Origin of the sequence: Streptomyces albus subsp. chlorinus, assembly GCF_013302895.1 — a bacterium.
Lineage (GTDB): Bacteria > Actinomycetota > Actinomycetes > Streptomycetales > Streptomycetaceae > Streptomyces > Streptomyces chlorinus.
In genome coordinates this window covers 3,845,567-3,862,374 of sequence record NZ_VJOK01000001.1, presented here as the reverse complement: position 1 = coordinate 3,862,374, position 16,808 = coordinate 3,845,567, and the positions used below count along the sequence as shown (strand labels likewise).

Annotated in this window: 16 protein-coding genes; 9 read left to right on the top strand and 7 right to left on the bottom strand. The window is 73.3% G+C overall.

Going from position 1 to position 16,808, the window contains the following annotated elements:
- Positions 1–54 precede the first annotated feature (54 nt).
- The 5 genes from FM076_RS17165 to FM076_RS17145 all read left to right on the top strand — a co-directional run bounded on the left by FM076_RS17165 (position 55) and on the right by FM076_RS17145 (position 5,151).
- Entirely contained in the window at positions 55–633 is a 579-nt protein-coding gene (locus FM076_RS17165) for a TetR/AcrR family transcriptional regulator (protein WP_173871742.1), read from the top strand.
- A 352-nt stretch (positions 634–985) separates the two neighbouring features.
- A complete protein-coding gene (locus tag FM076_RS17160) occupies positions 986–1,729 on the top strand; it encodes a glycosyltransferase family 2 protein (RefSeq protein WP_173871740.1) in 744 nt (247 codons plus the stop codon).
- 293 nt (positions 1,730–2,022) lie between these two features.
- The gene (locus FM076_RS17155; RefSeq protein WP_173871738.1) at positions 2,023–3,018 is read left to right on the top strand and encodes a DUF72 domain-containing protein; all 996 of its coding nucleotides are present in this window, start codon (positions 2,023–2,025) and stop codon (positions 3,016–3,018) included.
- 40 nt (positions 3,019–3,058) lie between these two features.
- Entirely contained in the window at positions 3,059–4,114 is a 1,056-nt protein-coding gene (locus FM076_RS17150) for an ATP-grasp domain-containing protein (RefSeq protein ID WP_173871735.1), read from the top strand.
- Positions 4,114–5,151, top strand: a complete 1,038-nt coding sequence (locus FM076_RS17145; RefSeq protein WP_173871733.1) for an ATP-grasp domain-containing protein — start codon at positions 4,114–4,116, stop codon at positions 5,149–5,151. The genes FM076_RS17150 and FM076_RS17145 overlap by 1 nt, the downstream gene beginning before the upstream one ends.
- A 45-nt stretch (positions 5,152–5,196) precedes the next feature.
- Here the strand turns inward: FM076_RS17145 and FM076_RS17140 are convergent, their stop codons facing one another.
- Positions 5,197–5,985 (bottom strand): Fpg/Nei family DNA glycosylase, encoded by a 789-nt coding sequence (locus tag FM076_RS17140; RefSeq protein WP_173871731.1) that lies wholly within the window; start codon positions 5,983–5,985, stop codon positions 5,197–5,199.
- A 389-nt stretch (positions 5,986–6,374) separates the two neighbouring features.
- Here FM076_RS17140 and FM076_RS17135 point away from each other — a divergent pair, with 389 nt between their 5' ends.
- The 4 genes from FM076_RS17135 (at position 6,375) to FM076_RS17120 (ending at position 11,320) form a co-directional block, all read left to right on the top strand.
- Complete coding sequence (locus FM076_RS17135; RefSeq protein ID WP_173874814.1) at positions 6,375–7,619, top strand: NAD(P)-binding protein; 1,245 nt, start codon at positions 6,375–6,377, stop codon at positions 7,617–7,619.
- Between the two features lie 145 nt (positions 7,620–7,764).
- On the top strand, positions 7,765–8,349 hold the full coding sequence (locus FM076_RS17130; protein ID WP_173871729.1) for a WXG100 family type VII secretion target: 585 nt from the start codon (positions 7,765–7,767) through the stop codon (positions 8,347–8,349).
- A 15-nt stretch (positions 8,350–8,364) separates the two neighbouring features.
- On the top strand, positions 8,365–10,701 hold the full coding sequence (locus tag FM076_RS17125) for a DUF6571 family protein (protein WP_173871727.1): 2,337 nt from the start codon (positions 8,365–8,367) through the stop codon (positions 10,699–10,701).
- 31 nt (positions 10,702–10,732) lie between these two features.
- On the top strand, positions 10,733–11,320 hold the full coding sequence (locus FM076_RS17120) for a hypothetical protein (RefSeq protein WP_173871725.1): 588 nt from the start codon (positions 10,733–10,735) through the stop codon (positions 11,318–11,320).
- Between the two features lie 106 nt (positions 11,321–11,426).
- Here FM076_RS17120 and FM076_RS17115 read toward each other — a convergent pair whose 3' ends face one another.
- From FM076_RS17115 to FM076_RS17090, 6 genes are all read right to left on the bottom strand, one after another.
- On the bottom strand, positions 11,427–13,523 hold the full coding sequence (locus FM076_RS17115; protein ID WP_173871723.1) for a xanthine dehydrogenase family protein molybdopterin-binding subunit: 2,097 nt from the start codon (positions 13,521–13,523) through the stop codon (positions 11,427–11,429).
- 5 nt (positions 13,524–13,528) lie between these two features.
- Positions 13,529–14,638, bottom strand: coding sequence for an FAD binding domain-containing protein (locus FM076_RS17110; RefSeq protein WP_173871720.1), 1,110 nt, complete (start codon positions 14,636–14,638; stop codon positions 13,529–13,531).
- Entirely contained in the window at positions 14,635–15,177 is a 543-nt protein-coding gene (locus tag FM076_RS17105; protein ID WP_173871718.1) for a 2Fe-2S iron-sulfur cluster-binding protein, read from the bottom strand. The genes FM076_RS17110 and FM076_RS17105 overlap by 4 nt, the downstream gene beginning before the upstream one ends.
- An 85-nt stretch (positions 15,178–15,262) precedes the next feature.
- The gene (locus FM076_RS17100) at positions 15,263–15,775 is read right to left on the bottom strand and encodes a mycothiol transferase (protein WP_173871716.1); all 513 of its coding nucleotides are present in this window, start codon (positions 15,773–15,775) and stop codon (positions 15,263–15,265) included.
- Between the two features lie 205 nt (positions 15,776–15,980).
- Positions 15,981–16,148, bottom strand: a complete 168-nt coding sequence (locus FM076_RS17095) for a DUF5670 family protein (protein ID WP_173871714.1) — start codon at positions 16,146–16,148, stop codon at positions 15,981–15,983.
- A gap of 75 nt (positions 16,149–16,223) precedes the next feature.
- Entirely contained in the window at positions 16,224–16,673 is a 450-nt protein-coding gene (locus FM076_RS17090; RefSeq protein WP_173871712.1) for a hypothetical protein, read from the bottom strand.
- Positions 16,674–16,808 lie beyond the last annotated feature (135 nt).

Below are 16,808 nucleotides of genomic sequence, written 5' to 3'. Positions count from 1 at the left end.
GCATCGCCCAGCATCGCAGCCGTAGACGCAACATCATTGCTTTAAGGTGGGCCCATGAGTCGCAACAAGATGGCGCGCCCCGGCGGACGCAGCGCACGGGTCCAGGCGTCGGTGCACACCGCGGTGCGCGAACTGGAATCCGAGGTGGGCCGGGACGCCCTGTCGGTGCCGATGGTCGCCGAGCGCGCGGGAGTCACCCCCTCGACGATCTACCGTCGCTGGGGAAGCCTCGCGGAGCTGCTGTCGGACGTGGCGGTCGAGCGGCTCCGCCCCGAGACGAGGCCGGAGGACCACGGCGCTCTGCCGGCGGACCTGACGGCCTGGGCCGAGGAGTTCCTCGACGAGATGTCGTCCACCGCGGGCCGCGCCTACATCCGCGACGCCCTGCTCGGTGACCCGGACGGCAGCAACGCGGGCCAGTGCTCGGCCTACGCCGCCGAACAGGTCGGCATCGTCCTCTCCCGCGCGACCGGCCGCGGGGAGACCGCCCCCGACGTCGAGACGGTCATGGACCGCGTCGTCGCACCCCTGATGTACCGCATCCTCTTCCGTCCGGCCGGGCTCGACACCGCGTACGCGCGCCGGCTCGTGGCGGACCTCCTCGGCACGGACGGGGCGTCCGGCGACCGGTGACCGGCCGGGGGCCGGCGACCGGTGACCGCCCGGGGCCGTGGACCGGCGCGAGCCCGGTGCGCGGCCCCGGCCGGCCGGTCAGGTGTCCTCCGAGGTACTCCCCCGGTCCGTCCGTTCATCGCGTACGTCGCGTGTCACGTACGTCGCGACCCTTCCGGCCTTCCAGTCCCCCTGAGGCGGCCGTGAGGGGTGTTGCTCACTTCCTCTCCTGGTGCGGAACAAACCGGCCGCGCCCTCTGCTTCCTGTGGGGGCCAGGTCAACGAGCCAGTGCCGACGGCGGCGTGGTCTCGGGCCGATCACCATGATCGTTTATGGTCACGTCACGGGTCTGGAAGAGGAAAACGCGCCCCCATGCCGACGATCAGCGTCATCACCTCTGTGCACAACGGCAGTCGCCCTTACCTCAAGGAGACCTACGCCTCACTGCGGGAGCAGAAGCTCCCGGGGGACTGGGAGTGGCAGTGGTGCGTCCAGGAGGACGACCACACCGGGATAACCGCCGGCCTCCTTCCCGACGATCCCAGGATCTCGGTCGGGTCCGGCCTCCCGGCGCGCGCCGCCGTGGCCCGGACGCACGCACTCACCCGGGCGACCGGCACGTTCATCCGCACGCTGGACGCCGACGACCTCCTGCTCCCGGGCGCTCTCGAACGCGACATAGAGACGCTGGAACGCGTCCCGTGGTGCGTGTCCGCCTGCCTCGACCTCCACCAGGACGGCAGCACCTCACCGGGCCCGTACGACCCTCCGGGCGGGCCCGTCGAGCCGGGCAGGTTCTTCGAGGAGGTGGCGGTGCGGGACCAACTGTCCGTGCAGACGACGACGTTCGCGGCGCACCGGCCCCTGGTGCTGGCGCTCGGCGGGTGGCAGGCGCTGACCGGCGCGGAGGGCATAGCCCTGCTGCTCGCCGCGGAAGCCGTCGCGCCCGGCGAGTTCATCGCGGAGCCGAGCGTCCTCTACCGCAAGCACCCCGCCCAGACCACCGCGGCCGGCGGCTACTGGAGCCCCGCGGAGACGGCCACCCGCAGGGAGGCGGCCGTACAGCGCGCCCAGGCCCTGCGGCAGACCGGATGGACCTGGCCGGCCCGGGTGTGAGACGGCCGGAGGGTGGGCCGGGACGGGGTGACACGGGACGGGTGTGACACGGCGGAGAGCGTGGGACGGCGAGGACGTGCCACGGCGCGGGGCCAAGCGCGGCGCACGCGGGTGTGGCGCGGCCAGCACGTGTGAGGGGCGAGGGGGTTGGATCGCCGCCCTGGCGAACAGGCGCGCACTGTCCCGGTGACGGCACTCGCCCGCTGTTCCCGTGACGACACGCGCGCACCGTCCCGTGTTGGCACACGCCCACTGTCCCGGTGACGGCACGAAGTGCGGGTAACCCGCACTCCATGGGTGACATCCTCGTGGGTACGTGCTCGTGGACCGATCCGGCGCTGGTGCGCAGCGGGTGGTATCCGGCGGGGCGGCGGGACGCCGAGGGGCGGTTGCGGCACTATGCCGGGCGGTTCCCGGTCGTGGAGGTCGACGCCGCCTACTACGCGCTGCCCGGTGAGCGGAACAGCCGGCTGTGGGCCGAGCGGACCCCGGAGGGGTTCGTGTTCGACGTGAAGGCGTTCTCGCTGCTCACCGGCCACCCCACCCGCAGCGCCGTGATGCCGGACGGCCTGCCGCCGGACGCCCGGGACCCGGGCGTGCTGGACGAGGTGTGGGCGCGGTTCGCCGCCGGGGTCGCGCCCCTGCGACGGGCCGGGAAACTGGGGTGTGTGCTGTTCCAGTTCCCGCCGTGGTTCCGGCCCGGGAGCCGGGCGGAGGACTTTCTGCGGGAGACCGCCCGGCGGACGCGGGGCTGGCCCCTCGCGGTCGAGTTCCGGCATCCCGCGTGGTGGCGGGAGGGGCAGTCCGAGGCCACGGCCGCGCTCCTCGCGCGGTACGGCATGGCCGCCGTCTCCGTCGACATGGCCCCTGCGCTCCCGTCCTCCGTACCGCCCGTCGCCGCCGTCACCGCACCCCGCCTGTCGGTCGTACGGTTCCACGGGCGCAGTGCCGCCTGGGGGACGGGGAGCAAGGAGGACCGGTTCCGGTACAGGTACGACGACGGTGAACTCGCCGCGTGGCTGCCCCGGTTGCACGCGCAGGCGGAGCGGGCCGAACAGCTCCACGTGCTGTTCAACAACTGCTGCGGCGACGCGGCCGTACGGGCGGCCGAGGCCATGCGGCGGCTGCTGGGGCAGCCGGCCGACGAGGTCTCCCGCCACCGGCCCCCGGACCCGCCCCCGGCTCCCGACCCGCCACCGGCTCCCGACCCGGACCCGGCCCCGGTTCCGCGCGGAGGCCGGCCGCGGGGCGGGGCGGGCCAAGATCGGGTGCGGGCACGGGGCGGATAGCGTTCTCCGTGGCTGGGTTCCGTGCTGCGGGGAGTGACTGATGAGGCTCTGCTTTCTGGTGGAGGAGGAGTACCGCCACGACGGCATGCCCGTGGAGGTGATCCGCCGGCTCAGGGCCTGGGGGCACCGGGTCGACGTGCTGCGGCCCGGCAGCGCGCTGGTACGGGTGTCGGAGGAGCTGCGGGCGGGCAGCCACGACGCCTGGGTGCTCAAGACGGTGTCCGGCGGTCCGGGGCTGCCGCTGCTGGAGGCCGCGGCCGCGGTCGGGCTGACCACGGTCAACGACGTACGGGCGATCCGCGGGGTACGGGACAAGGCGCTGGCCGCGGCGATCGGCCGCAGCCACGGGCTGCCCGTGCCGGTGACCTACGCGGCGGCGCGCCCGGAGGCCCTCGCCCGGATCCCGGCCGCGCACTTCCCCCTCGTCGTCAAGCCGGCCGACGGGAGTTCGGGCAGGTCGGTTCGGCTGGTCCCCTCCCCGGAGCTGCTGGCCGGCGGGCCGCGGGAGGGGTGGCCGGCGGGGCACGGGGTGCTGATCGCCCAGCCGTACGTGCCCAACTCGGGCGTCGATCTGAAGGTCTACGCGGTGGGCGGCGAACTGTTCGCCACCCAGCGGTGCTCGCCCCTCCATCCCGACCGGTCGGTTCCCGAACGGCGGGTACCGCTGACGCCGGAGGTGGCCGCCCTCGCCGCCGAGGTCGGCCGGGTCCATGGGCTCGACCTGTACGGCGTGGACATCGTCCTGGGGCCGGACGGCCCGGTCGTCGTGGACGTGAACGACTTCCCCAGCTTCCGGCAGGTGCCCGACGCGGTGGCGCGCGTGTCGCGGGCGATCCTCGACCTTGCGCGGACGGGGAGCAGCCACCCCGTCGTGCCGGGGGACGCTTCCGTGATCGTCCTGCCCGAGCCGGGCGCTCCCGTACGCGCCCAAGCGGGTCCCGCCAGGACGGCTCCCGTGGCTCCGGCCGTGTCCCCGGGGCCCGACGTGAGGGATGCGGAACCGGAGTTGCCGGGGCCCGGGGCAGCCGCCACGGGTCCCGAGGTGGTGGTCCCCGCAGTGCCCCCGGTCTACCCCGCGGCGGCCGGAGAAGCCTGATGAGGGTCGGCCTGATCACCCCTCGCCCCGGCCACCCCCTCCTGGCCGGGGCGACCGCCGTGCTGTCGCCCCGGCACACGGTGACGGCGATCGACCCCGAGGCGGGGGACGAGACCGCCCTGCGCGCGAGGGTGCTGGGCGGACCGCTCGCCGACGTCTACCTGCTGAAGGCGCGTACGTCCCGGGCCCTGGCGCTGGCCCGCGCGGTGGAGGAGCGCGGAGCTCCCGTCGTCAACTCGGCGGCGGCCACCGCGTTCTGCCAGGACCGGACGGCGATGGCGGAACGGGCGCGGCAGGCGGGCCTGCCGTTCGCGCGGACCCGCACGGTCGCGGCGCTGCGGGCGCTGCGGGCGCTCACCGCGCGACCGGCGCCGGAGTGCGCCTTCCCCTTCGTCGTCAAGAGCCGGCACAGCCGGCGGGGCGATCTCGTGGCCCGGGTCGAGGACGCCGCGGACCTCGCCGCCCTGTGCGCCACCTGGGCCGACGAGCCGGTGGTGGTGCAGCCGTTCGTCGCCAACTCCGGCTGGGACCACAAGCTGTGGGCGATCGCCGGGCACGTGTTCGCCGCCCCCCGCCGCTCGGAACTGGCGGACGCGTCCCTCGGCCGTTCGGAACTGGCGGACGCGTCCCTCGGCCGCTCGGAGCCGGCGGTCGTGTCCGCCGCCCCGGACCCGGACCCGGGCCCGCCGCCCCTCGACGCTCACGCGCTGCCCCCCGGCTGGGCCGAGCTGGTCCACGCGGTCGGCGCGGTCTTCTCCCTCGATGTGTACGGCGTCGATGTCGTCGTCGCGGAGGACGGGTCCCCCGTCATCGTCGACATCAACGCCTTCCCCGGCCTGCGCGGACAGTCCGGCGCCCCGCGCGCGCTCGCGGAACTGGTGCTCCGCGTCGGCGCCGGTCGGCGGGCGGACGGGCTGCGGACCGGCAGTCGGCGGGCGGACGATCATCGTGCGGACGGTCAGCGGGCCGACGAGGGGACCGGGCACGGACCGGGTGCGGTGCGCGCGGCGCCCGCGGCCGGGTCCGGCGGGGCGTAGGCGTGGGGCGGAAACAGCCCCCGGCCCACGCCATTCCTCCCCGCTTCAGTCCGCCTCCGGCTGGCAGTGCGGGCACCACACCGTCGTACGGCCCGCCACCCGCCCGGCGCGCAGCCGGGTCCCGCAGCGGGGGCAGGGCGCCCGGCCGGGGGCGTCGCGGTGACCGGTCAGCCAGGTGTCGCGGGGCGGTACGTGTCCGGCGCTCACCGAGGTGCGCAGCACCTGGCGCATCGTCCGGTACAGCGCCGCCCGCTCGCCGTCCGAGAGCGAACCGGTGGGGCGCTCCGGGTGCAGCCGGGCCTGCCACAGGATCTCGTCGGCCAGCAGGTTGCCGAGCCCCGCCAGGAGCGACTGGTCGGTGAGGGCCGCCTTGAGGCGACCGCGCCGGCCGGCGAGCGCCGCGTCGAAGCCGTCGCGGGGAACGGTCAGCGCGTCGGGACCCTGCGCGTCGAGCAGGCGGGCCGCCTCGGGGTCGTCGGCCAGCCACAGCCCCTTGAGTTTGCGCTGGTCGCGGTAGCGGAGCTGACGGCCGCCGTCCAGGGTGAGCAGCACGCGGTCGTGCGGGTGCGCCTCGTCGTCGGGACGGGCGCACACCAGGCGGCCGGTCATCCCGAAGTGCAGCAGCACGGTGGGCCCTCCCGTGTGCGCCAGCAGCCACTTGCCGTGCCGCTCCGGCTCGGTGAACCTCCGCCCCTCCAGCGCGTCGCTCAACTGCCGGGCGCCCACCCCGTGCAGCACCCCCGCGTCCCGCACCTCCACCCGCCGGACGGTCCGGCCCCGGGCGCAGTCGGCGAGGACCCGCCGGAAGCCCTCGACATCGGGGAGTTCGGGCATGTCCGCCGCACCTCGCTCCTGGCTTCCGACCTCTTGGTTTCCTGGCTTCCTGGCTTGCGGGCTTGCGGGCTTCCTGGCTCCTCGCCCGTGGCCGCCTCGCCGCCTCGCCGTATGGCCGTCCGGCCGTCTCGCCGTCTCGCCGTCCGGCGGCCTCGTCCCCCCGGGGAGAGAGGGCCGGGGTGACCGGTCCGGCTCGCCCGCCGGGCGGACTCCTCCCACCGTAGAGGCGACAGGCGCGGGGCGCGCGCGGAGGCGGTGTCACATCCGGCGCCTCCCGTCCGTCGGAACCCTCGGAAGAACCTTCCGAAGCGCGGAATAGCGCGGAAAAGTGGACGCGGTCCGGCGCGAGCCGCCGGCCCGCAGGCAGGGATGGAGGCTCCAAGGTGGACGTGGGTCACCTCACCGTCGTGGGAGGCGGTTTCGGCGGGCTGACCGCGGCGCTGTGCGCGGCGGAGGCGGGCGTCGAGGTCACGCTGTACGAGGCGCGGGACACGCTCGGCGGCCGGGCCCGCACCGCGGAGGGCCCGTACCGCACCAACGAGGGCCCGCACGCCCTCTACAACGGCGGGCCGCACTGGCGCTGGCTCAAGCGGCGCGGGCTGCTGCCGCCGATGGCACGGGTGCCGGTGCGGGAGGGCCTCAAGGTGCGCTACCACCACCACGGCACCCTGCGGCGGACGCCGCCCGCCGGGCTGCTGCGGCTGCGGCGCAGAAGGGAGGCGCCCGTCGAGCCGCCGTACCTGGAGTGGGCGGCGGCCCAGGCGGGGGAGGAGACGGCCCGCGCCGCCGCCCACTTCGCGGCCGTCGCCACCTTCCACCACGCGCCGGGCGAACTGTCGGCGGCCTTCACACACGAGCGGATGCGCCGTGCCGCCAAGCTGCCGCCCGAGGCGCACTACCCGCGCGGGGGCTGGGGCACGCTGGTGGCGGGGATGGCCGCGCGGGCGCGGCAGAGCGGCGTCCGCGTCGAGACGGGGGCGCGCGTGGACCCCGGCGCGCTGGCCGAGGCAGCGCGGCGCGGCCCCGTCGTCGTGGCCACCTCGCTCGCCGCGGCCCGCACCCTGCTGGGCGGGCACGGGCCGGACGGCGACGACGGGGACGCCTCGCTGAGCTGGCCCACCGGGCGCACGGCTCTGCTGGACCTGGTGCTGGAGTCCCGCACGGGCGACCCGTTCATCGTCTCCGATCTGGACGGGACCGGGTGGATCGAGCGCTTCACCGGCCCCGACCCCTCCCTGGCCCCGGCCGGCCACTCGCTGCTCCAGGCCCAGTTCCCCCTGGCCCCCGGCGAGGCGCGGACGGACGCGCTGGCCCGGGGTGAACACCTCCTCGACCTCGGGTTCGCGGGCTGGCGGGAGCGGGTCGTCAGGCGTACGGAGGCGACGGCCGACGGACGTACGGGTGCGGTGGACGCGCCCGGCACCACTTGGCGCGACCGCCCCGCCGTGGACCGCGGCGACGGCCTCTACCTCGTCGGCGACCAGGTCGCGGCCCCCGGCGTCCTCTCCGAGGTCTCCTTCACCAGCGCCGTGGAGGCGGTACGTCTGGCCCTCGGGCGGGGACGAGGCCGGGGGCGGAGGGCCGGAGGGCGGGGGGCCGGGGGGCAGGGGGCCGGGGTGCGCGGAGGGGGCTGAGCGGAGTTTCCGAACGCGACCCGGCGGGCCCGGTGCCGTGCGCGCGAGCGGTCATTTCTTCACAGATACTTGGGAGACTCCCAATCCGCTTCTCTTGTAGGTTCCTTGGAAGGTCGGAGATGTTCACCGACGAAAGCGGGGAATCGTGTCATTCGAGCAGGAATGGGCCGGTCTGGTCGCCGGGGCGCGGGACAGGCAGCCCACAGCAATGCGGTTGAACGGCACCGGCGGCAAGGGCGAGGAGCAGTGGGTCCAGGTGACGCCACATGTGCTCGAAGGAGCCGCCAAGAAGGTGGAGAAGGTCGGCACCGCCTTCCAGAAGGTGGACAACACCGCCATGCGGGAGATGGAACAGGTCCCCGGGTCGATGAAGGGATTCGCCAGCGACGAGGCGTTCAAGTCGTTCCAGGAGATGTGGCGCGGCCAGATGCGGCATCTGCGCAAGCAGTTCGAGAACACGGCCGCGGCGCTGCGGGACGTCACCGCGAAAACGCTGGAGAACGACGTCTGGACGAAGGAGGAGGTGGAGAAGATCGCCAAGGAGCGGAAGGAGAAGAAGGATCCGCTCGCCTACCTCCTCGACCCGAACAAGAAGCCGCTGTCGACCGACCCGCCGACGTACCCGCTGTTGCAGGACCAGTACCCCTTCCTCACGCCGCGGCAGACGGACAAGCCGGTGTACGGGCCGCCGGTGCCGACCGTGCCCGAGACGACCGAGCCGAAGTCCTGAGGGGGCGCCTGAGTCATGAGTGACACGCTCGACTACGAGACGGTGCGCAACGTCAACCTCACCCCGCTGCGTGAGGCCGTGAAGGCGTGGAACAAACTCCCCGAGGATTTCAGGGAGGTCCACACCACGTTCGACCGCACGGTCACCAAGCCGCTGAGCACCGAGCGGAGCGGCTGGCACGGCGCATCCCACAAGGCGGCGGTCAAGCACTTCACCGTCGTGCAGAACCAGGTGCTGGAGGCCGCCGGCCAGGCCGGGTGGCTCGGCAAGGAGATGTCCCGCTGCCTGAAGGTGATCCAGGGCGCCAAGGACGACCTGAAGGCCGTCGAGGAGGCGGTGAACGAGAAGCCGAAGGGCGGCGGGAAGAACTACCTCAAGCTGAATACGAAGGACGGCGTCGTCTACGTCGATCCGCCCGAGGGCGAGAACAGCACGGGGATCACGAAGGCGTACAGCGAGACCATCTCGGAACTCAACAAACGCATACAGAAGGCGCTGCGGGACGCGGCCACGGCCGACGCCGACCTGAAGAAGGCGCTGACATTCGACCCGCACGGCAAGGGCTTCAACGACGACACGCCGCAGGCGCAGGCCAAGAAGGACGTCGACGCCCTGTACAAACTGGCGGGCGAGAAGGACTTCAAGCGGGACCCGAAGCTGCTGTCCAAGTTCAACGGCATCCTCGCGGCGAACAACGGCAACAGCTTCTTCGCGGAGGAGTTCGCCACCCGCAAGGGCGCCAAGGGCATCCTGAAGTTCTGGTACGACACGGCTCAGCCGGACTACGAGAGGGACCAGTACGGGTTCCCGAAGGAAGTGGAACCCGGCAAGGACCTGCGCAAGCAGCTCGCGGCCCTTCAGGACAACCTCGGCAACACCCTGGCACTGGCCAGTCACTCGGACTCGCCGAAGATGACGCAGTGGAAGCAGGATGTTTTCGACCTGGGGGACAAGCGGCTCTTCACCCTGTCGAACCCCACCCGCTACGACTCCACGCCGCCGTTCGGCTTCCAGGTGATGAGCAACCTCATGCGCACCGGGAAGTGGGACACGGAGTTCCTCAACGCCTACGGCGACCAGCTCGTCACGGCGGACAAGAAGCCGTACGACTTCCACGGCAATGAGCTGCCGGGCCATCGCAGGTGGCTCAGCGATGGCGTGAAGCAGAACGACTTCCTCAACTTCGGCCCGAAATGGGACCAGGGTGAGGATCCGTTCACCGGGTATTTCGAGGCGCTGGGCCACAACAGCGATGCTTCCATGGACTTCTTCCAGGACGAGAGGAATTTCGACCACGTCCTGCGCGAGCGCACGTGGCTGCCCGACGGCGAGATTCCCGAAACCGGCCGGGAGAAGGACTTCAACGGGCCCAAGGTCGCTCTGGGGCACGCGCTGGGCTCCGCGACCACCGGTCACGACTGGGACGCGCCGAAGAACATCCCGGCTGAGCACACCAAGGAACAGGCGGACCTGATGTCCAAGCTCATCAAGGGCATGGGGTCCATGGACGAGGACGGCAACGCGGACATCTCGCTGTCCCCCGGTATGCGTCCCGGGCTGGGGAGCGCCGCCGCCGAGTACGTGCCGGACTTCTTCCGGGCCATGAAGGCCGGTGAGGACGACGACAAACTGTTCCCCATGTCCGGGGCGCAGGCCCCGATGGAACACCGCGACGTGACGAAGTTCCTCGTGCAGCTCGGCCAGGACCCCGACGCCAATGCGACCATCACCGCTGGTCAGAAGCTTTATACCGCCCAGGTGCTCGACCATCACCTGGGCGGTGACCTTCCCGCGAACCAGCGGTACGACGCGCCCCCGGAGGACATCGTGCACGAGGTCCTCAAGACCTCGGGGGAAACAGCGGGCACCCTCGCCTCGGGAGCCCAGGAGGGCATCATCGGCCCGGCGGTCATGGAGGACCAGGACTACGACAAGTCCACGCTCAGCAAGCGCCTGTGGGGAAACGGCGCTTTCGGCACCGTGGTGACGGGCGTCAGCGTGCTGAAGCCCTTCGCCGCGCATCCCGTCGGATCCGCGGTCGCCGCCGCGCTGATCATCGGCGGCGAGGGCGCCGCTCTCAGCGACCACGACGCCGAGCACTGGAGCAGCAACAAGTCCGCGCCGGCGGCGGACAGGGCCGGGGGGATCTACGACGAGATGGCCAAGCGTGATGTGCTGCAGAACGAGAGGATGCTGAAGGCCATCGGGAAGGAGCACGGCATCGACGTGTCGAAGAGCTGGGCGGAGCTGTACTCCGGCGAGGGCTTCAACCAGGGGTACAGCAGGGTCGGGTCCACGGCGTCGTTCCTCACCTCCATCGAGCAAGTGAAGCAAATGGCCGTTCAGAAGTAAGGCCGCACCAAAACACAGGGGACTCACACACATGAACCGCCCACTCCGTATCGCCCTGCTCGCCGTCCTCGCCGTGGTCCTGATCGCTGTGGGGGCGGTGGGCGGCGCGCTCTCCAAGGGCGAGGACGGCAAGGCCCCGAAGAAGTTCTCCGACCTCTCCGGGGACACCACCTGCTGGGCGCCCGGATCGGTGCTCGACCGCGTGGTTCCCGCGTCCCACTACGCGGACCGCTGGAAGCGGCTGACACGGGCAGAGTTCGGCTACAACGCCCAGTGCGGCATCACCGTGGACGGCAAGCAGGTGCTGCGGGTCTCCGTCGAGCAGCGCAACGCGGCCCACAAGCTCGACCGGGTGGGCACGGGCCCGGGCCACGGCGAAACCAAGCGCGTCCCCGGTTTCGCCCAGGGCTGGTCCTCCCAGGACGCCGTCGGCGTCGTCGTCCCCTGCACCAAGGACACGGGCGACGACGACGCCACCAACCTGTACGTCAAGGCGCAGGCGTGGCGGAAGACCTACGGGACGTTGCGGGCGGACATGGTGCGGATCGCCCAGGAGGCGGTCAAGGCGCACCGGACCGCCGCCTGCGTGAGCGCCCCGGCCCTGGACAAGCTCGACTGACCGGGGTCCCGCCCGCCGTGGAGCCCCTGGACGGACCGCCCCGTCCAGGGGCTTCTTCCGTCCGTTCTGTCCGCACCCCGCCCCCGCCCGTCCGGAGGCGGCCCCCTCAGCCCAGTACCCCCACCCGCTCCGGGGTCAGGGGCAGGTCGCGGCAGCGGTGGCCCGTCGCGTGGTGGACGGCGTTGGCGAGAGCGGCGGGGGTGCCGACGATGCCGATCTCGCCGATGCCCTTGCCGCCGACGGGGTTGAGGTGCGGGTCGTACTCGTCGATCCAGTGGACGTCGATGTCGGGGATGTCGGCGTGGGCGGGGACGTGGTAGCCGGCCAGGTCCTTCTCGACGAAGCCGCCGAGGCGCGCGTCCAGGGAGCTGTGCTCGGTCAGCGCCATGCCCACGCCCATCGTCAGGCCGCCGACGAACTGGGAGCGCGCGGTGCGGGCGTTGAGGATACGGCCCGCGGCGAACACCCCCAGCAGGCGGCGCACCCGCACCTCGCCGGTCACCGCGTCCACGGAGACCTCCGCGAAGACGGCGCCGAAGGCGTGCCGGGCGTAGTCCTTCTGGGCCTGCACGTCGGAGGTGGTGTCGACGGTGACGACGCTGCCGTCGGACTCCCGCAGCTCGCGGCACGCCTTGTGCACGGCCCAGCCCCAGGAGGCGGTGCCGGAGGAGCCGCCGGCCAGCGGCGCCTGGGGCAGGTCGCTGCTGCCGACGTCGATGCGGACGGCGTCCAGGGGCACGCCCAGTTCGTCGGCGGCGATCTGGGCGAGGACGGTGCGGGCGCCGGTGCCGATGTCGGTGGCGTTGATCCGCACGTGGTAGGCGCCGTCGCCCAGGGCCTGCACGGAGGCGGTCGAGGGGGCGACCAGAACGGGGTAGGTGGAGGCCGCCACCCCGGTGCCCAGCAGCAGGTCGCCCTCGCGCCGGGTGCCGGGGCGCGGGTCGCGGCGGTCCCAGCCGAAGCGGCGGGCGCCCTCCCGCAGGCAGTCGGCCAGGTGGTGGCTGCTGAAGGGCTTGCCGCTGTCGGGCTCGCGCTCGGGGATGTTGCGCAGCCGCAGCTCGACGGGGTCGGTCTCCAGGGCGTACGCCAGCTCGTCCATGGCGCACTCCAGCGCGTACATGCCGGGTGCCTCGCCCGGTGCCCGCATCCAGGAGGGGGTGGGCACGTCCAGGCGGACCACGCGGTGCCCGGTGCGGATGCCCGCCGCGCCGTACATCACACGGGAGGGGACGGCGGCCTGCTCCACGAACTCCTTGACGGTGGAGGTGTGGGTGACCACGTCGTGGTGGAGGGCCGCCAGGGTGCCGTCGGCCCGGGCGCCCAGGCGCATCCGCTGGATGGTGGGCGCGCGGTGGCCGACGACGGCGGGCAGTTCGCGGCGCGGCAGCGCGACCTTGACGGGGCGCCCGGTGTGCCGGGCGCCCAGCGCGGCGAGGACCACCGGCGGGCGCGGCGTGCCCTTGGAGCCGAAGCCGCCGCCGACGTGCTCGGCGACGACGGTCACCTGGCCCTGGTCGAGTCCGAACAGGGTGGCCAGCGTCTGGCCGACCAGGGTGGCGCCCTGGCTGGAGTCGTAGGCGATCAGGTGCCCGCCCTCCCACAGGGCGGTGGCCGCGTGCGGTTCCATCGGGTGGTTGTGCAGCGGGGTGAGGGTGTAGGTGGCGTCGAGCCGGTGCGCCGCGGCGGCGAACTCGGTCTCGAAATCGCCGTGTTCGGTGTCGCCCGGGTTGCCGCCGTTGGCCCACTCCGGGTGGTAGAGGCCGGGGTGGTCCTCGCGCAGGACGACGTCGTGCGGTTCCTCGTCGTAGGTGACGCGCACGGTCTGCGCCATCTCGCGGGCCGTCTCCGGTGTCTCGGCGACGGCCAGGGCGACGTACCAGCCGCGGTGCGGCACCCGGGGGCTCTGCAGCAGGTGGAGGGTGGGGTCGTCGGGCTCGGCCAGGCGCGGCGCGTTCTCGTGGGTGAGGACGGCGAGCGCGCCGGGCAGCGCCATGGCCTCGCCCTCGTCGATCCCGGTGACCCGGCCGCGGGCCACGGAGGCGGCCACCGGCCAGGCGTAGGCGCACGCCGGCGGGGTGTGCTCGACGGCGTAGCGGGCCGCTCCGGTGACCTTGGCCCGGCCCTCGCGGCGCGGCGCTGCGGTCCCCAGGACGTGTGCGGTCCGGGTGGTCTCGGCGGTCTCGGCGGTCTCGTCCACGGCCATCGTCCTCACCTCCCTGCGGTGCTGTCGGGGCTGCCGGTGCTGCCGGGGCCGCCGGGGCTGCCGTCGGCGGCCGGACCATGGGGGCCGCCGGAACCGTGAGGGCCGCCGGAGCCGCTGAGGTCGTCAGGAGGGCCGGCCGCCAGGGTGGTCAGCAGGTGTACGGCCAGGTTCCGCGCCAGCGGGACCTTGAAGGCGTTGCCGGACAGCGGCCGGGCGGCGGCCAGTTCCGCGTCCACGGCCCGCCCGAAGCTCTCGGCCCCGGCACGGGTGCCGATCAGCGCCTCCTCGGCGGTGCGGGCCCGCCACGGCCGGTGGGCCACACCGCCGAAGGCGAGGGCCGCGTGCCTGACGGTGCCCTCGCCGTCCACCGCCAGGACGGCGGCGGCCGAGGCGAGGGCGAAGGCGTAGGAGGCGCGGTCGCGCGCCTTCCGGTAGGCGGCGCGCGCCCCCGCAGGCGGGGGCGGCAGCACCACCTGGCAGATCAGCTCCCCCGGCCGCACCACCGTGTCCTGCTGCGGCGCGTCGCCCGGCAGCCGGTGGAAGGCGGCGGCCGGGACGGTACGGGTCCCCTCCGGGCCGAGCAGTTCGACCTCGGCGTCGTAGGCGGCCAGTGCCACGGCCATGTCGGAGGGGTGGGTGGCCACGCAGTGCTCGGATTGGCCCAGGACGGCCATGTCGCGGTTGACGCCCTCCCGCGCCGAGCAGCCGGTGCCCGGCTCGCGCTTGTTGCAGGGCACCGAGGTGTCCTGGAAGTAGGGGCAGCGGGTGCGCTGGAGGAGGTTGCCGCCGGTGGTGGCCATGTTGCGCAGCTGGCCCGACGCGCCGGCCAGCAGCGCCTGGGCCAGCGCCGGGTAGCCGCGGCAGACGGCGGGAGAGGCGGCCAGCTCGCTGTTGCGGACGTTCGCGCCGATCCGCAGGCCGCCGTCCGGGGTGGGCTCGATGTGCTCCAGCGGCAGCCGGGAGACGTCGATGAGGTGCCCCGGCGTCTCCACGCCGAGCTTCATCAGGTCCACCAGGTTGGTGCCGCCCGCCAGGAAGCGCGCGTGCGGCTGGGCGGCGAACGCGGAGACGGCGTGCTCGGGGCTGGTGGCCCGCTCGAAGGTGAAGGGTTTCACGCGGTCACGTCCTCGACGGCCTCGACGATGTGCGGGTAGGCGCCGCAGCGGCAGATGTTGCCGCTCATGCGCTCGCGGATCTCGTCGCGGTCCAGTTCGGCGGGCGCCCCGGTGGCCCGCTGGAGCACCTGGGGCGGGGTGACGTGCGAGGGGTGGCCTTCGGCGGCCTCGCACAGCATGCCCACGCCCGAGACGATCTGGCCCGGCGTGCAGTAGCCGCACTGGAAGGCGTCCCGCCGGTGGAACGCCTCCTGGAGCGGATGCGGACGCTCCGCGTCCCCGAGACCCTCGACGGTGGTCAGGTGCGCGCCGTCGTGCGCCACCGCCAGCAGCAGGCAGCTGTTGGCGCGGCGCCCCTCCAGCAGCACCGTGCAGGCCCCGCACTGGCCGTGGTCGCAGCCCTTCTTGGTGCCGGTGAGGTCCAGGTGTTCGCGCAGCACGTCCAGGAGGGTCGTGCGGTGGTCGGCGGTGACGGTGTGCGCGGTGTCGTTGACGGTGAGGGTGAGGGTCGAACTGGTGGCGGTGCGCTGGGGGATCACGGGACGCGCCTCTCTTCCGCTTCGGCTGTGCGGGTCCCGTCGGCTCGCGTCGGCCTGCGGTCCCGTCACGTCGGCTACGGTCTCGTCAGCTCTGCCGTTCGAGCACGCCGCGCAGGAAGGCCGCCTGCCCGACGTGCTGCATGGTGTCGCCGACGACGCTCACCAGACGTACCCCGAGCGACACCGGCGGGTCCCACGCCTCGTCGACGATCCGGTCGAGCGACCGGGAGGTGAGGGTGCCCAGATAGTTGAGGGTCTGCTCGTGCACGGCGTCGTGGTACGCGACCAGTGGCCGCGGCGAGTCCACCCGGACGGCGGCCACGTCCTGCGGCGAGTGGCCGAACCCGGTGTCGTCGGCCGGAAGAGGCAGCCCGAAGCGCTCCTGGAATCCTCCCGCGTGCCAGACCTGCTCCGCTCCGGCCGCGTCGGCGACGTGGTCGTCCTGGACGCGGGTCAGATGCCACACCAGCCAGCCGACGGTGTTGGCGGCCGGATCGAGCCGCTGGTCGAGGTGTTTGCTCCGGATGCCGTCGAGGACGGCGTGCACCTCCTCGTTCACCCGGGTGAAGGCGTCCGTGAGCAGGGCTGTGGTGTCCATGTTCGTGACCTTACGGCCTGTCAGTTCCACGGAGGGTCTTTTGCCGCGGAGGGTCCTTTCGCAGCGGCGGACCCTTTGCTCCGGTCCGCCCCCGGACCCCGTCCACAGGGAGGGGGTCCGGGGGCGGACCCGGCACGGGGCCGGCCGGCGCTACCAGCGGTGCCGCGCCGCCGCGCTACCAGCGGCCGCGCTACCAGCGGCCGCGCTACCAGCGGTACCAGCGGCCGCGGCGGCCTCCGGTCGTCGGCCGCACGAGGAAGCCGAGCAGCCACACGACCAGCACGATGACGGCGATCCACCACAGCGCCTTGAGCGCGAACCCCGCACCGAACAGGATCAGTGCGAGCAGCAGTACGAGTAGCAACGGAACCATGTCAATCCACCTCCGCGCCCCGGGTGCCCCGGCTCCGCTGCGGCATGCAGACCGGTCCGCCCGCCGCGTGCCGCCCTATGTCGGCACGATCAGCCGGGCCTTGTCCTGCTGGGCGGCGTACTCGAGGGTCTGCCAGGTGCCCGAGCCGGTGCTGGTGCCCACGGGGAAGCCGATGACGAACGAGGAGCGGTCCACCAGCCAGCGGTTGCGGGCCAGGTAGGCGGCGTCGTCCAGGGGGTCGGCGCCCAGTTCGACGATCTCGGCGATGCGGTCCCAGGCCCGGTTGACGGCGTGCCGGGCCTCGGGCGGCTGCTGGTCGAGCGTGCCGGGGACGGCGACGGTGATCCACGCCTCCGTCTCGCCCGCCAGCCACGTCAGGGCGAGGCTGTCGATGCCGCGGGAGCCGCCGAGGTGGAAGTGGGCGTCGGACGCGAAGGGCGCCACATAGGTCTCGAACAGCCGTGTGTAGTGGGCGAGGTCCCGGTGGCCCGTCGTCCGGGTCCCGGTGATGGTGATCTTGCGCATCGTCGTCGACCTGTCTCCGGCTCGGTGACATGGACGGCCCTCCACCCGTTCGCGATCGCTCGCACGGCCGTCCGGCATCTTCGCACGGCCGGCCCCGCGGGGGCTGTGCGCTGCGATACACCGCCCGGACGGAAC

Excerpts from the sequence above, each read along its gene's own strand:
- FM076_RS17165 (WP_173871742.1), top strand. The coding sequence starts at position 55 with ATGAGTCGCAACAAGATGGCGCGCCCCGGCGGACGCAGCGCACGGGTC.
- FM076_RS17160 (WP_173871740.1), top strand. The coding sequence starts at position 986 with ATGCCGACGATCAGCGTCATCACCTCTGTGCACAACGGCAGTCGCCCT.
- FM076_RS17155 (WP_173871738.1), top strand. The coding sequence starts at position 2,023 with ATGGGTGACATCCTCGTGGGTACGTGCTCGTGGACCGATCCGGCGCTG.
- FM076_RS17150 (WP_173871735.1), top strand. The coding sequence starts at position 3,059 with ATGAGGCTCTGCTTTCTGGTGGAGGAGGAGTACCGCCACGACGGCATG.
- FM076_RS17145 (WP_173871733.1), top strand. The coding sequence starts at position 4,114 with ATGAGGGTCGGCCTGATCACCCCTCGCCCCGGCCACCCCCTCCTGGCC.
- FM076_RS17140 (WP_173871731.1), bottom strand. The coding sequence starts at position 5,985 with ATGCCCGAACTCCCCGATGTCGAGGGCTTCCGGCGGGTCCTCGCCGAC.
- FM076_RS17125 (WP_173871727.1), top strand. The coding sequence starts at position 8,365 with ATGAGTGACACGCTCGACTACGAGACGGTGCGCAACGTCAACCTCACC.
- FM076_RS17120 (WP_173871725.1), top strand. The coding sequence starts at position 10,733 with ATGAACCGCCCACTCCGTATCGCCCTGCTCGCCGTCCTCGCCGTGGTC.
- FM076_RS17115 (WP_173871723.1), bottom strand. The coding sequence starts at position 13,523 with ATGGCCGTGGACGAGACCGCCGAGACCGCCGAGACCACCCGGACCGCA.
- FM076_RS17100 (WP_173871716.1), bottom strand. The coding sequence starts at position 15,775 with ATGGACACCACAGCCCTGCTCACGGACGCCTTCACCCGGGTGAACGAG.
- FM076_RS17095 (WP_173871714.1), bottom strand. The coding sequence starts at position 16,148 with ATGGTTCCGTTGCTACTCGTACTGCTGCTCGCACTGATCCTGTTCGGT.
- FM076_RS17090 (WP_173871712.1), bottom strand. The coding sequence starts at position 16,673 with ATGCGCAAGATCACCATCACCGGGACCCGGACGACGGGCCACCGGGAC.